The organism is Mangrovimonas sp. YM274 (assembly GCF_030908385.1).
Classification (GTDB): domain Bacteria; phylum Bacteroidota; class Bacteroidia; order Flavobacteriales; family Flavobacteriaceae; genus Mangrovimonas_A.
In genome coordinates this window covers 3,440,014-3,454,405 of sequence record NZ_CP133091.1, presented here as the reverse complement: position 1 = coordinate 3,454,405, position 14,392 = coordinate 3,440,014, and the positions used below count along the sequence as shown (strand labels likewise).

Sequence of the window (14,392 nt, the reverse complement as noted above, 5' to 3'; positions counted from 1 at the left end):
TAGCCAATGTTGTATTACCTATTTGAATATTTAGAAAAAGAATTCCAGTTTCCTGGGGCATCACTCTTTGGGTATCTAACATTCAGGGCGGCAATTGCCATTATTTTGTCTCTGTTGATTTCTACCATTTATGGAAAGCGTATTATCAATTTTCTGCGTAAACAACAGGTGGGTGAAACCATTAGGGATTTAGGTCTTGAAGGCCAAGTTGAAAAGGCAGGAACGCCAACTATGGGAGGAATCATTATCATTATGGCGACTTTGATTCCGGTGCTTTTATTGGCAAAATTGGATAACGTATACATTTTGTTGTTGATTGTTACCACGGTTTGGATGGGAGCCATTGGGTTTATTGATGATTATATCAAGAAATTCAAAAATGATAAAGAAGGGCTAAAGGGGCGTTTTAAAGTGATGGGACAGATTGGTTTGGGTGTTATCGTTGGTACTGCGCTGTATTTCAATGATAATGTAACGATTAAGGAAAAGCTGCCATTAGCTCAGCAACAAGAAATTTTGAAACAAGATCCTAACGTGTCGCCTTCAAAGTTGTTTCAGGAAGAGGAAAAGTCTACAAAAACAACCATTCCTTTTGTGAAAGGAAATGAGTTTGATTATGCCGATTTAATTACATGGATTCATCCAGATTTGAAACAATATGCTTGGATTGTATTTGTGGTCGTGGCCATTTTTATTATTACTGCAGTGTCTAACGGGGCGAACCTAACCGATGGAATTGATGGTTTGGCAGCGGGAACCTCGGCAATCATAGTGCTCACTTTGGGAATTTTTGCCTGGGTATCGGGTAACATTATTTTTTCTGATTATCTCAACATTATGTACATACCAAGGGTGGAGGAGATTACCATTTACATTACGGCATTTGTTGGGGCGTTAATAGGATTCTTGTGGTACAACACGTATCCTGCTCAGGTGTTTATGGGGGATACCGGTAGTTTGACTATAGGGGGAATTATCGCTGTAATAGCCATAGCAGTTAGAAAAGAATGGTTAATCCCAGTGTTGTGTGGAATCTTCCTTGCTGAAAATTTATCGGTGGTATTGCAGGTAAGTTATTTCAAGTATACGAAGAAGAAATTTGGTGAAGGCCGACGCATTTTTAAGATGTCGCCTTTGCATCACCACTATCAAAAATCGGGCTATCACGAAAGTAAGATTGTAACGCGATTTTGGATTGTGGGAATATTGTTGGCCATACTGTCCATAGTGACCTTGAAAATTAGATAGATGAAACGATTGGTCATTCTTGGAGGCGGCGAAAGTGGCGTAGGAACGGCGCTTTTAGGTAAAGCAAAAGGTTTTGAAGTATTTGTTTCCGATAAGGGAACGATAAAAGAAAAATATAAACAGGTTCTTATACATCATGAGATTGATTGGGAGGAAGAGCAGCACACAGAAGCTAAGATTCTCAATGCAGACCTAGTAATGAAAAGTCCAGGTATTCCTAATAAAGTGAATTTGATAGGACGGTTAATAGCAGCCAGCGTTCCCGTGATTTCGGAAATAGAATTTGCATCAAGATATACCGATGCTACTATTGTCGGAATCACAGGGAGTAATGGTAAAACAACCACTGCGTCGTTGACCCATCACATTCTCAAACAGGAACTGGAAGTTGGATTGGCGGGAAACATTGGCGATAGTTTTGCAAAACAGATTCTGGAAAAGGACTATCCCAACTATGTTTTGGAGATTAGTAGTTTTCAACTGGATGATATCGTGGATTTCAAACCGCATATTGCCGTGATCACCAACATTACCCCTGATCATTTGGATAGGTACGATTATAAGTTTGAAAATTATATCGAATCCAAATTTAGAATCGTCATGAACCAGACTAAGGATGATTACCTGATCTACGATGCCGATGACGAGGTAATCAATGAATGGTTAGAGAGGCATCCTGTACAATCAAGATTATTGCCGTTTTCTTTGACGAAAACTCTGGAGAATGGCGCCTATTTAGACAATGAAAATATTAAAATAACAATTGATAACAACCATATAATTATGCCTACAAAAAGTATAGCACTAGAAGGTAAACACAATGTGAAGAACGCCATGGCGGCCTCCACAGTGGCGCATTTACTAAGAATTAGAAAACAAACGGTACGTGAAAGTTTGGAGAACTTTCAAGGTGTGGAGCACCGATTGGAAAATGTGCTTAAAATAAATAAAGTACAGTATATAAATGACTCCAAAGCTACCAATGTAAATGCAACCTATTTTGCTTTGGAAAGTATGGATGCACCTACGGTATGGATTGTTGGGGGAGAGGATAAAGGAAACAATTATGAAGAATTGTTCCGATTTGTAAACGAAAGGGTAAAAGCCATCATTTGTTTAGGTGTAGACAATCAAAAATTAATGGATAGTTTCTCTGGTATGGTAGATGTTGTTGTGGAAACCCAGAGTATGACAGAGGCCGTTAAAATGGCATACAAGCTGGCAGAGGCTGGAGACAATGTATTACTATCACCTGCTTGTGCGAGTTTCGATTTGTTTGAAAACTATGAAGATCGCGGTCGTCAATTTAAAGAAGCGGTTAGAAATCTATAAATTATAAAGTAAGCAGTAGCGTGCAAAAATTGTATAAAAATATAAAAGGAGATCGTTTAATATGGGCTATAGTGGCTTTGTTGGCAATTTTCTCATTCCTTCCTGTTTACAGTGCTTCCAGTAATTTGGCATATACTGTGGGTGGGGGAAGCACATTTACATTTTTTGTGAAGCATTTTGTGCATTTGCTTTTGGGCTTTGTAATCATGTATGGTACCCATAAAATCCCTTATCGCTATTTTCGGGGATTATCTATGGTAATGTTGCCTGTTGTTTTGGTATTGTTGGTTGTTACAATGCTTCAGGGAACTACTATTGAGGGAGCTAATGCCAGTAGATGGATACAAATTCCAATCGTCGGGATGTCATTTCAAACTTCCACATTGGCTTTTGTAGTGTTAATGGTTTACGTTGCTAGATACCTTTCCAAAATTCAGGATAAAAAAGTGTCCTTTAAGGAAAGTATTTTGCCGCTTTGGATGCCTGTTTTCTTAGTATTAATATTAATTTTGCCGGCGAATTTTTCAACAACAGCCATAATGTTTGCTATGGTATTGGTACTGACCTTTGTTGGTGGGTACCCCATACGGTATTTGGCAGTTATAGTAGGTTCTGGAATTTTAGCTTTGGCATTCTTTGTTTTGGTAGCAAAGGCATTCCCCGATTTAATGCCCAATAGGGTTGACACGTGGATCAGCCGTATAGAAAATTTCTCCAATGGTGAAGACACCGAAGAAGATTATCAAATAGAAAAAGCCAAAATAGCCATTGCGTCTGGAGGCATCCAGGGAGTTGGACCAGGTAAAAGCGTTCAAAAGAACTTTTTGCCACAGTCATCATCCGATTTCATCTTTGCAATCATCATTGAAGAGTACGGCCTTTTAGGTGGGTTGTTTTTGTTGTTAATGTACTCGTGGTTTTTGTTTAGAATCGTGATTGTATCCCAAAAGTCTGATACTGTCTTTGGGAAATTATTGGTGCTTGGTGTTGGTTTGCCAATTGTATTTCAGGCACTAATCAATATGGCAGTTGCTGTCGAACTGTTTCCTGTTACGGGGCAAACCCTTCCGCTTATAAGTAGCGGGGGGACCTCAATTTGGATGACTTGTTTGGCGGTTGGTATCATTTTGAGCGTGAGTGCTCAGCGAGAAGGGGTAAAGGAGCAAGAAGAAATAAATATAGAGGAAAATCCACTTGAAATTTTAAGTGAAGCGATATAATGGGGAACTATAAAATCATATTGTCTGGAGGCGGCACAGGAGGTCATATCTATCCTGCCATTGCCATTGCAAATGAATTGAAGTCCCGTTACCCCAAGGCTAAATTCTTGTTTGTGGGTGCTAGTGATAGAATGGAGATGGAAAAGGTGCCTCAGGCAGGATATTCTATTGAAGGGTTGTGGATTTCTGGAATTCAACGCAAGTTGACTTTCAAAAATGCCATGTTTCCTTTTAAATTGGGACTTAGCTTATTGCGTTCCCGAAAAATTATAAAAAGTTTTAAGCCTGATATCGTTATTGGTACTGGTGGATTTGCCAGTGGGGCGTTACTGTATGTAGCGTCTTCCAAGCATATTCCAAGTTTGATCCAAGAGCAGAATTCCTTTCCAGGAATCACCAATAAGCTTTTGGCTAAGAAGGTGGATAAAATATGTGTGGCCTATGATGGTTTGGAGCGTTTTTTTCCAAAGGAAAAATTGGTAAAAACGGGAAATCCAATCCGTCAGGATTTATTGGAAATTGACAATAAAACGATTGAAGCCAAAGACATCTTCAAATTAAAACATGGTAAACATACTTTGTTAGTTTTGGGAGGGAGTCTTGGGGCTAGAAGAATAAATGAATTGGTGGAAAGCCAACTGGAGTATTTGCATGAGCAAAATGTCCAGATAATTTGGCAATGTGGCAAGTTGTATTATCAGCAATACAAACGCTACAATGAAATGGAAGGTGTACAGGTGCATCCATTTTTGAACAATATGGATATGGCTTATGCTGCGGCGGATGTCATCATTTCCAGAGCAGGTGCAAGTTCGGTGTCAGAATTATGTGTGGTTGGAAAACCAGTGATTTTTATTCCGTCACCAAATGTAGCCGAAGACCATCAAACTAAAAATGCCATGGCCATTGTTGAAAAACAGGCTGCGGTAATGATAAAAGAACAAGACCTAGATACCGATTTTCAACCTGAGTTCTCAAAATTATTGGGTTCAAAAGAGGAAAGAGAATCGTTAAGTAAACATATTAAGACATTGGCTTTGGTAAATGCTACCAAGGACATTGTGGATGAAGTTGAAAAGCTTTTAAAGAAATAAATGGAATTTAAACACATACATAACGTCTATTTTATAGGAATTGGGGGCATTGGCATGAGTGCTTTGGCGCGATATTTTGCGGCCAACAATAAGTATGTGGCTGGGTATGATAAAACCAAAACCGAAGTGACAGTTGCTTTGGAAGAACTCGATATTAAAGTACATTTTGAAGATGCTGTAGATCAAATTGATGAGCGTTTTCTAAATTCTGAAAATACTTTAGTAGTGTATACTCCTGCGGTGCCAAAAGATCACAAAGAATTGGAATATTTCAAGTCCAATGGTTTTATGGTAATGAAGCGTTCGGCGGTGTTGGGAGAAATTACTAAGCAAACCTTCTGTCTAGCTGTAGCGGGAACGCATGGAAAAACCACCACCACCAGTATACTAGGGCATTTGTTGAAGGAATGTGGGGTTGAAGTAACCGCTTTTTTAGGAGGTATCAGTCAAAATTACAATTCCAACTTGATTTTGGAGGGAACTAAGGTGACCGTTGTGGAAGCCGATGAATTTGATAGGTCCTTTTTGACCTTATTTCCAGATATGGCCTGTATCACCTCCATGGATGCAGATCATTTGGATATTTATGGAGAAAAGGAGGCAATTCATGAATCTTTTGTACAGTTTACAAAGCAGTTGAAACCAGAGGGGAAACTGTTTGTTAGAAATGGTTTGCCTTTAAAAGGAATAACATACGGCATAGAGGATGATTCCGACTATGCTGCACAAAATATTAGAATAGAAGATGGGGCTTATGTGTTTGATGTAAAAACACCTAATGGAACCATTCTTGAAGATTTCAAATTTAACCTACCTGGTAGACACAATCTGTCGAATGCGTTAATTGCCTTGGCGATGTCTGCAGAATATGGAGTCCCTCGCCAGCAGCTCGCCAAAGCATTAGCGTCTTATAAGGGGGTTAAACGTAGATTTACCTATCATATTAAAACAAATGATAGGGTATTCATTGATGACTATGCGCATCATCCAGAAGAAATTAGAGCGGTATATGAAGCTGTAAGGGAAATGTATCCAGGGCAAATGGTCTTGGCGGTGTTTCAACCCCATTTATTCAGTAGAACGCGAGATTTTGCAGATGAATTTGCCGAACAGTTGTCAAAATTTGATGAATTGCTATTATTGGACATTTATCCGGCTAGGGAGTTGCCAATTGAAGGGGTGACGTCGCAATGGTTGTTGGATAAAGTATCAAACAGCCATAAGTCTTTGGTTGAAAAACCGGAATTGATTTCGGCTATAAAGGAATCCGAAGCCACCGTGATTTTAACATTGGGGGCAGGCGATATAGGAGAAGAAGTGCAATCTATAAAACAGGCGTTAAGTGTTGCGAATTAACAAAGGAAATATAAAGTTGATGATCGTGCTCATTATGGTGAGTGGGCTGTTTGCATTTTCCTCTGTAAGAAATGCGAAGCGGAAGGTTGGTACACCTGAAATTAATTTTTTAGGTGACGATAACTTATTCATTACACCTCAGACTGTTAGTAAGTTGTTAATACAAAATGAACAACCTATTGCAAACAAGCCTAAAGAAATTATAGATTTGAAATACTTGGAGACTGCCCTGAATTCCAACCCGTTAATAAAGGAGGCTCAAGTATTTATGAGTGTTGATGGAGTGATCACCACAGAAATTGAGCAAAAACAACCTATTGCTCGAGTAAATACAAACGCATCCTATTACATAGATACCGAAGGTTCCTACATGCCTTTGTCTGCAAATTATTCGGCAAGAGTACCAATAGTTACTGGAAATGTGCTCAAGAATGACTTGCAGAACGTATACAAGATTGCTAACAAAGTTTATACAGATCAATTTCTAAGGCAGCATGTTGTTGAAATTCATCAAAACGGAGACAAATCCATAGATGTGAAGTTTAGGTTGAACGACTTTGTAATAAAGTTTGGTAGTTTGAAAAAATTGGATAAGAAAATAAACAATCTCAAGGCATTTTACCAGAAGGCCTATAAAGATAAAACCCTTGACAGTTACAGCACGGTGAACTTAAAATTTGATAATCAGGTCATCTGCACCAAAAAGTAAAGAATGGAAAACAATAAAATTTCAGTAGGATTAGACATAGGGACCACAAAAATTGTGGCTATGATTGGCCGTAAAAATGATTACGGGAAGGTTGAGATTCTTGGAATTGGAAAATCCAAAAGCTTAGGTGTGCACAGAGGTGTGGTTAATAACATTACCCAAACCATTCAATCCATTCAACAGGCGGTTCAAGAAGCCGAGACTGAATCAGGCTATAAAATTGAAGGGGTAACTGTAGGTATTGCAGGACAGCATATCAGAAGCTTGCAGCACAGTGATTATATTACTCGTCCAAATTCCGATAAGGTTATAGATGACGAAGATATTGATATGTTAATTAATCAGGTTCATAAATTGGTGATGTTGCCGGGAGAAGAGATTATCCATGTATTACCACAGGAATATAAGGTTGATGGTCAAGCGGAGATCAAGGAGCCTATTGGGATGTACGGAGGCCGCTTGGAAGCTAATTTTCATGTGGTGGTAGGACAAGTATCGTCTATTAGAAATATTGGTCGATGTGTCAAGAGTTCTGGATTGGAGCTCGAAGGGATTACTTTGGAGCCATTGGCATCTGCCAATGCTGTTTTGAGTCAAGAAGAAAAGGAAGCCGGTGTAGCACTTATCGATATAGGAGGAGGTACTACGGATTTGGCCGTTTTCAAAGATGGGATTATTCGTCATACGGCGGTAATTCCTTTTGGAGGAAATGTGATTACTGAAGATATCAAGGAGGGCTGTTCAATTATCGAAAAGCAGGCCGAATTGTTAAAAATAAAATTTGGATCGGCATGGCCAGGAGAGAATAAGGATAATGAGATTGTCTCTATTCCAGGTCTGAGAGGAAGGGAACCTAAGGAAATTACCTTGAAAAACCTGTCTAAGATCATCCATGCGCGAGTAGTTGAGATCATAGAGCAAGTCTATGTAGAAATCAAAAACTACGGACACGAAGAACAAAAAAAGAAACTAATTGCCGGAATTGTGTTAACAGGTGGTGGCGCCCAATTAAAGCACTTAAAGCAATTGGTGGAATATATTACAGGGATGGATACCAGAATAGGATATCCTAATGAACATTTGGCAGGAGATAGTGACGAAGATGTGGCAAGCCCTCTATATGCTACAGCGGTTGGTTTGGTTATGGACGGCTTAAAGCGTCAAGAACGTAGAAGGGTAGAAAAGGAGGCTGAGGAACAAGAAATGGTTGAAGAAACCAAAGTTGAACCTGCTTCGGAAGCGACAGAAGAAGAACAAGAGCAACCTGTTGAACCGCCTAGAAAGGAGCGAAAATCCTTTTTGGACAAACTAACGGAACGAGTTAAAGATTTTTTAGATAACGCAGAATAATTAATATAAATCCAGTAAAGAACTAATTATATGAGCAACAACAACGAATTTGGGAATATTGCATTCGATTTACCAAAAAACCAATCCAACGTTATCAAGGTGATTGGTGTTGGAGGTGGAGGAAGCAACGCCATTAACCACATGTTCCAGCAAGGAATCAAGGGTGTTGACTTTGTGATTTGTAATACCGACTCTCAAGCACTGCAAAATAGCGGTGTCCCAAACAAGATCCAATTAGGAGTTAATTTAACCGAAGGATTAGGAGCAGGTGCCAACCCAGAAGTAGGGGAGCAAGCTGCTTTGGAAAGTTTAGAAGATATCAAACGCATGTTGGATACCAATACAAAAATGGTATTTATTACTGCGGGAATGGGCGGAGGAACTGGTACTGGAGCAGCTCCTGTAATCGCCAAATTATCGAAAGAACTGGATGTTTTAACTGTGGGAATTGTGACCATGCCTTTTCAATTTGAGGGAAAGACAAGAAACGAACAAGCCCAAAAAGGAATTGAAAAACTGAGAAGTCATGTAGATTCTTTAATAGTTATCAATAACAACAAACTGCGTGAAGTTTATGGTAACCTAGGGTTTAAGGCAGGATTTTCCAAAGCAGATGAAGTCTTGTCGACTGCGTCAAGAGGTATTGCAGAGGTAATTACGCATCACTATACCCAAAACATCGATTTACGTGACGCCAAAACCGTATTGAGCAATAGTGGAACTGCTATAATGGGATCGGCTAGTGCGTCAGGGAAAACGCGTGCACAGGAAGCTATTATGAAAGCTTTGGATTCGCCATTGTTGAACGATAATAAAATTACTGGAGCCAAAAACGTATTGTTGCTTATCGTTTCTGGATCTCAGGAAATTACTATAGATGAAATTGGAGAAATCAATGATCATATTCAAAACGAAGCTGGACATGGTGCTAATATCATTATGGGGGTTGGTGAAGATGAGTCGCTTCAAGAATCTATTTCTGTAACCATTATTGCTACTGGGTTTAATATTGATCAACAACACGAAATTTCAAATACCGAAATAAAAAAGGTAGTGCACGCCCTTGAAGATGATAAAGATGAAGTAAAGGTGAAGGAACAAGATCCGGCGATCATTACTCCAGATATTGTTTTGGAAAAAGAAGAGCCTAAAGCTCCTAAAATGGTGGTGCATACTTTAATGGATGAGGAAGAAGAGGAAGAGGTGTCACAACCCGAGACGCATTCTGAATTGATTCCAACTACAGAATTTATAAGAAACATCAATGTGTCTTATGAGGAAGTGTTGGATCACAAAACCATGAGTGAAGAAGATTTTATCATTACGCCAGTTCAAGAGGTGCAGGAAGAAAAGAAAGCTCCAAAAGAATATGAGCAGGAAGAGCAAATATCCTTAACATTCGATTTGCCGCTTTCTCCTTCTAAAAAGGAGGAAAAACCTAAGCATCCAATGGGCAATGAACCTAAAATGTTATTCAATCTTGATGATGAAATAAGAAGCATTAGAGAGATCAAAAACATAAAAGTAAACGACCATATTGAGGTGGTTCCTGTAACTGAAGCCAATGAAAATGGAGAAAAACGTTATGCTTTGGACGATTTTATGGATGATGAGGCTTCAAATGGTCAAACAAAAGTTAAAAAGGAGCAAAAGGTAGAAGAAGATATTGTTTTTGAGCGTAAGGTGGTACAGCCGGAACAACCTCAAAAAAGAGAAGTTGAAGAATTGGACCCTATGAACAGTCCTATCTCAGACTTGCTAAAGGAGCGTGCTGATGAGAGACGTCGTAAAATGAAGGATTTCAACTATAAATTCAATACAGCAAAGATTGACGAAATAGAAAAAGAACCTGCTTACAAACGACAGGGTGTGAATTTGGAAGAGTCTCAACACTCTTCTGAAACCAATGCTTCCAGGATGTCCGTTGGAACTGACGACAACGATGACATTCAGTTAAGAAGTAACAATTCATTTTTACACGACAACGTAGATTAATAGCAAATTTAGTTTAGTGTTTCACACTTGTGTCAAACCCGGGAGGTATTATGGTGGCTTTCCGGGTTTTTTATTTGGTAAAACACTTAGTTTTCCATGTGGATTCTATCGGATTCAATCTTTATTTTTTATTATCTTCGCAATTCAATAAAATACCCAATTATGAGTTTACAAGGAGATGTAATGGTTGCTATGAAAACAGCAATGAAAGCCAAGGATCAAACAGCTTTGGCAGCGTTAAGAGCTATTAAATCTGAGATTTTATTGGCACAGACAGAGTCTGGGTCGGCAGAAGGTCTTACAGAGGAGCAAGAGTTGAAAATTGTTTCTAAACTTGTAAAGCAACGTAAGGATAGTGCGGCTATTTTTAAGGAGCAAAATAGAGAGGATTTGGCAGAACCGGAATTGGCGCAGGCTGAAGTGATCAGTCAATTTTTACCTGAGCAATTGAGCGAGGAAGAAGTAGAGGCTGTTGTTATAGCTGCTATCGCCAAGGTTGGAGCTGAAGGAATGAAGGATATGGGAAAAGTAATGGGAGTGGTTAATCAAGAATTGGCTGGAAAAGCTGATGGAAAAACCATTGCTACTATAGTAAAATCAAAATTGTCCTAAGACAATAACTTGGAAATGGCTGCGTAGTTCAACTGGATAGAATATCAGATTTCGGCTCTGAGGGTTGGGGGTTCGAATCCCTCCGCGGTCACTAGTTAAAGCTCAACATCATTGGTGTTGGGCTTTTTTTTGAGATTTAACAAAAAAAAATGACGATTGCTATTTTTTATATAATCTATCAAGGTAATTCACGTTATTTGTGAAATTGAATTACAAATTGATTACTATTTTGGAGGGGGTAGATTCTAATATATTGGGTGTGTTTTTAGTAGGGCTTCTATTCATGCTTATTTATTTTGTGTGGCGCATGGTGGAATTCAGGTATGTAATAGCCTATAAAAGGCCGTTATATGTACATGTTCCCTTTTTGCTGAAATCCTTAAATAAGAGCCAGCGAGCCATTCTTCGAAATAAATTTACATTTTACAAAAAGTTGTACCCAAAACAACAACGTTTTTTTGAGCATAGGGTAGCTTCCTTTATTGCAGACAAGGATTTTATTGGAAGAGGGGGTGTTAAGGTGTCAGAGGAGATGAAGGTGCTTATTTCCGCCACTGCTGTTATGTTAACTTTTGGGTTTAGAGATTTTTATATAGGTCTTATTGATAAAATTTTTATTTATCCAGAAGCCTTCTATTCTAATATGAACGAATCTTATCATAAGGGAGAATTTAACCCCAAATTGCAGGCTTTGGTATTGTCTTGGAAAGATTTTGAAGCAGGCTATGAAATTGAAAATGACAATTTAAACTTGGGTATACACGAATTTGCTCATGCCATTCATTTAAATAGTTACAAGGAAAAGGATGTGAGTGCAACAATTTTTGCGGATTCATTCAAGGAATTGATTGATTTGTTGGCAAAGGATGAAGGGTTACGTAAAGCGCTCATTGAGTCGGAATATTTTAGGAATTATGCCTATACCAACCAATTTGAGTTTATAGCGGTTATTATTGAAACCTTTATAGAGACGCCTAAAGAGTTTCAATCCTTGTTTCCTGAAATTTATGATAAGACCAAGCAGATGCTAAATTTCCACTTTGCGGGGTACTAGTGTTTGTTTCTATTGAAAAACTTATTTTTGAGAATATGACTTCTGTAACTCTTGTTAGTTGTAAAGGTAACCACTCTTTTCTTTGCGTTAATGTAGGCGTATTTTAGGTTGTAATTGACCATTGCATAACCTTGATGCTTTAAAGAGTTAAGGTAGTTATACTGTTTTAATTTGAGGTTGCTATTGAATTTTATATGGCTGTATTCTTCAAATATGACGGCGTTTAAACAAATGTAGGCAGTACAATGTTTAATGGGAAGAAGGGATGATAACAAATCTTTATTCTGATATAGACCAAGAACAAGGCTGTCATAGCTATTCTTAAGTGAAAGGCGGTTATAAAAGAAGCCATGGTCGTTAATTTGCCAGCTTAATATGTTATGTAAGTTGAGATAAAAGTTGCTGGGTATTGAAATGCCATTTACACTTTGCTTGGTTTGTAGCATTTTATCCAGATCTATTAATTGATTATGTGCAAATTTTAACAAACCTGTGTGTAATTCGACTGCAGCTAATCTATTTTCTGAAACTTGTCTAGGGTAGTGCCGGTAATTTTTAACCTCGTAATTAAATTTAAATAGCTTGTTGTAGCCTTGGTTTTTGAGGAGCTCAAAAGCTTGTTCAATTTGGTTTTCTTGTATCAATATATCAATATCTCCAACCATTCGTTCTGATAAACTTTTGTATAATCCGCTGGCTAACATCGCAGCACCTTTTAAAAATACATGGTTGATTTGGTATTTGGAGAATAACTGACTTATAAATTCTATTTCAGAAAAGATTTGTTTGTTTCGCTCTAGGTTTAATTTGTTGATTTCTTCTAGGTATAAAACAAGGTCTTCAGGAAGTGTGCCGAGTAAATTTTTTGTTCTTAATCTATTATAAATAGCCGGAAGAATTAGGTGGCTGCTTGCAACTCTCACTAAGTTGTCCCAATCCATGTCAGGAGAGGATAACTCCTGTTGTAATTTAGAATTATCAGATTCAAAACTTAAGATATGCGCAATCCTAAAAAATGTCGGTTTTAAAGAGGGCATAGATGCTTCGGTTATTGAAAGGTAATATACGATTAATTCGAAAATAACGAGTTAAAGGTAGTGATAGCTTGGTCGTTGTTGTTATAGGTTAATGAATAAAATTCTACAGACTCCAGCCAATTCAAAAACAATCTAGCATGCTCAGGATTTGGTGAAATCCAAGATTCAGGTATGAGCGTTTCGAGGGCTTTAGCTGGATTTAATTCTGATAGCGAAGTGCTAGGTGTATTTTGGTCATATTTTACTAGGACTATCTTATTGCAAGGGAAATCAAATTTTTTTAGGGTTGGTGTTAGAAGGCGGGATATATTTCACGTACCCTTTGGTTTTATTGATGAAAACATCATCGTAGGAATCCAGTTTTTGGAAATATGGTTTGAGCACCTCAAAAGCTCCCTGTTTGATAGAAATAGCATTTGGGTTTCTGTAGACATGTAAATTGTCAGCTAGCATAGCTGTTATGTCATCGGATATTAAATCCAAACCATGAGCCATAAGAAGAGCACTTAAAGTACTTTTTCCATTCCCCGAGTCGCCTATTAACATGATAGCCTCTTTTTCATTGCCTAAGGTGGAGGCATGAAAGGTTCCCAACCAATCTGATTCTTGTTTATTGTAAAGCTCACATAACAACAAAAAATTAAATTTTCCTTGAAGCTTATGATAGTCTTTTTTTAGGAAAGCATACTGGAACTCTTTGTTCTTGAAAAGTAATAAATGGTTTTTGTTTGTTGTGATAGTGAAGGAGCAGGTGTTTCCGGTTAGGTGGGTTTTCGATAATTGTTTTAGCTTAGGATGTAAATAAGATTGTATAAATGTTGATTCATAATTAATTTGTATTTTCTGATCGAAAATAGAATATTCAAAGGTATTACTTGGTGGGGCTATATGATCATGATTTGTGTATTCAGTTTGAATTTCTTCAAAATTAGTTTGATTGCAATCTGTTAGAAAATTCTTAATATCAAGATAGAGTTCTTTTGAGTTTGTTTTGCTTTCAATAGATAACCTATTTTTGAAATCTTCAATAGAATTTGAGGCTAAAAATACCTCAATAAATTTACCTGTGATATTATCTACAACTACATAACGGTTGCTATTGAAAAACCAAAGCACGATAGTTGATCCTATCGTGCTTTTATATTTAGGTTGTAAATGTGAGTTCAAAAAACGAAAATGTTAATTGATTAATCCCAAGGTAGGCCTCCGGGATCAGGGGGTAAAGATTCCTGTTGGGCCCTTGCTGGGGTTAAAATTAAAAAGGTACCCATAGCTGTAAGAGCTGCATACTTGCCCATTTTGGATATGGCTTCTTTTCGAGTAATATTATCTTTTAGTTTCCCTTTTTTCATAAGACAATCGTGTTGTGTCAAAAGTAACAAAAT

Annotated in this window: 13 protein-coding genes and 1 tRNA gene; 11 read left to right on the top strand and 3 right to left on the bottom strand. The window is 37.9% G+C overall.

Annotated features, from left to right (window positions below):
* The first annotated feature begins 6 nt into the window (after nucleotides 1-6).
* The 11 genes from mraY to RBH95_RS15125 all read left to right on the top strand — a co-directional run bounded on the left by mraY (nucleotide 7) and on the right by RBH95_RS15125 (nucleotide 11,970).
* The gene (gene mraY, locus RBH95_RS15175; protein WP_307900413.1) at nucleotides 7-1,248 is read left to right on the top strand and encodes a phospho-N-acetylmuramoyl-pentapeptide-transferase; all 1,242 of its coding nucleotides are present in this window, start codon (nucleotides 7-9) and stop codon (nucleotides 1,246-1,248) included.
* The gene (murD, locus tag RBH95_RS15170) at nucleotides 1,249-2,580 is read left to right on the top strand and encodes a UDP-N-acetylmuramoyl-L-alanine--D-glutamate ligase (protein ID WP_307900412.1); all 1,332 of its coding nucleotides are present in this window, start codon (nucleotides 1,249-1,251) and stop codon (nucleotides 2,578-2,580) included.
* A 20-nt stretch (nucleotides 2,581-2,600) separates the two neighbouring features.
* Complete coding sequence (locus RBH95_RS15165; protein ID WP_307900411.1) at nucleotides 2,601-3,800, top strand: FtsW/RodA/SpoVE family cell cycle protein; 1,200 nt, start codon at nucleotides 2,601-2,603, stop codon at nucleotides 3,798-3,800.
* Entirely contained in the window at nucleotides 3,800-4,894 is a 1,095-nt protein-coding gene (murG, locus tag RBH95_RS15160) for an undecaprenyldiphospho-muramoylpentapeptide beta-N-acetylglucosaminyltransferase (RefSeq protein ID WP_307900410.1), read from the top strand. The genes RBH95_RS15165 and murG overlap by 1 nt, the downstream gene beginning before the upstream one ends.
* The gene (gene murC, locus RBH95_RS15155) at nucleotides 4,895-6,250 is read left to right on the top strand and encodes a UDP-N-acetylmuramate--L-alanine ligase (protein ID WP_307900409.1); all 1,356 of its coding nucleotides are present in this window, start codon (nucleotides 4,895-4,897) and stop codon (nucleotides 6,248-6,250) included.
* A complete protein-coding gene (locus RBH95_RS15150; RefSeq protein ID WP_307900408.1) occupies nucleotides 6,237-6,959 on the top strand; it encodes a cell division protein FtsQ/DivIB in 723 nt (240 codons plus the stop codon). Before murC ends, RBH95_RS15150 begins: the two co-directional genes overlap by 14 nt.
* A 3-nt stretch (nucleotides 6,960-6,962) precedes the next feature.
* Nucleotides 6,963-8,309 carry a cell division protein FtsA gene (ftsA, locus tag RBH95_RS15145; protein ID WP_307900407.1) on the top strand — a complete coding sequence of 449 codons (1,347 nt, stop codon included), beginning with the start codon at nucleotides 6,963-6,965 and terminating at the stop codon, nucleotides 8,307-8,309.
* Nucleotides 8,310-8,339: 30 nt separating this feature from the next.
* A complete protein-coding gene (ftsZ, locus tag RBH95_RS15140) occupies nucleotides 8,340-10,304 on the top strand; it encodes a cell division protein FtsZ (RefSeq protein WP_307900406.1) in 1,965 nt (654 codons plus the stop codon).
* Nucleotides 10,305-10,466: 162 nt separating this feature from the next.
* Nucleotides 10,467-10,916, top strand: a complete 450-nt coding sequence (locus RBH95_RS15135) for a GatB/YqeY domain-containing protein (protein WP_307900405.1) — start codon at nucleotides 10,467-10,469, stop codon at nucleotides 10,914-10,916.
* A gap of 17 nt (nucleotides 10,917-10,933) precedes the next feature.
* A tRNA-Arg gene (locus tag RBH95_RS15130) sits at nucleotides 10,934-11,007 on the top strand.
* Between the two features lie 108 nt (nucleotides 11,008-11,115).
* On the top strand, nucleotides 11,116-11,970 hold the full coding sequence (locus RBH95_RS15125; RefSeq protein WP_307900404.1) for a zinc-dependent peptidase: 855 nt from the start codon (nucleotides 11,116-11,118) through the stop codon (nucleotides 11,968-11,970).
* Here the strand turns inward: RBH95_RS15125 and RBH95_RS15120 are convergent.
* From RBH95_RS15120 to RBH95_RS15110, 3 genes are all read right to left on the bottom strand, one after another.
* Complete coding sequence (locus RBH95_RS15120) at nucleotides 11,967-13,007, bottom strand: nucleotidyltransferase family protein (RefSeq protein ID WP_307900403.1); 1,041 nt, start codon at nucleotides 13,005-13,007, stop codon at nucleotides 11,967-11,969. The genes RBH95_RS15125 and RBH95_RS15120 overlap by 4 nt on opposite strands.
* 270 nt (nucleotides 13,008-13,277) lie before the next feature.
* Entirely contained in the window at nucleotides 13,278-14,174 is an 897-nt protein-coding gene (locus RBH95_RS15115) for a hypothetical protein (protein WP_307900402.1), read from the bottom strand.
* Nucleotides 14,175-14,194: 20 nt separating this feature from the next.
* Entirely contained in the window at nucleotides 14,195-14,359 is a 165-nt protein-coding gene (locus tag RBH95_RS15110; protein ID WP_307900401.1) for a hypothetical protein, read from the bottom strand.
* Between the last annotated feature and the right edge of the window lie 33 nt (nucleotides 14,360-14,392).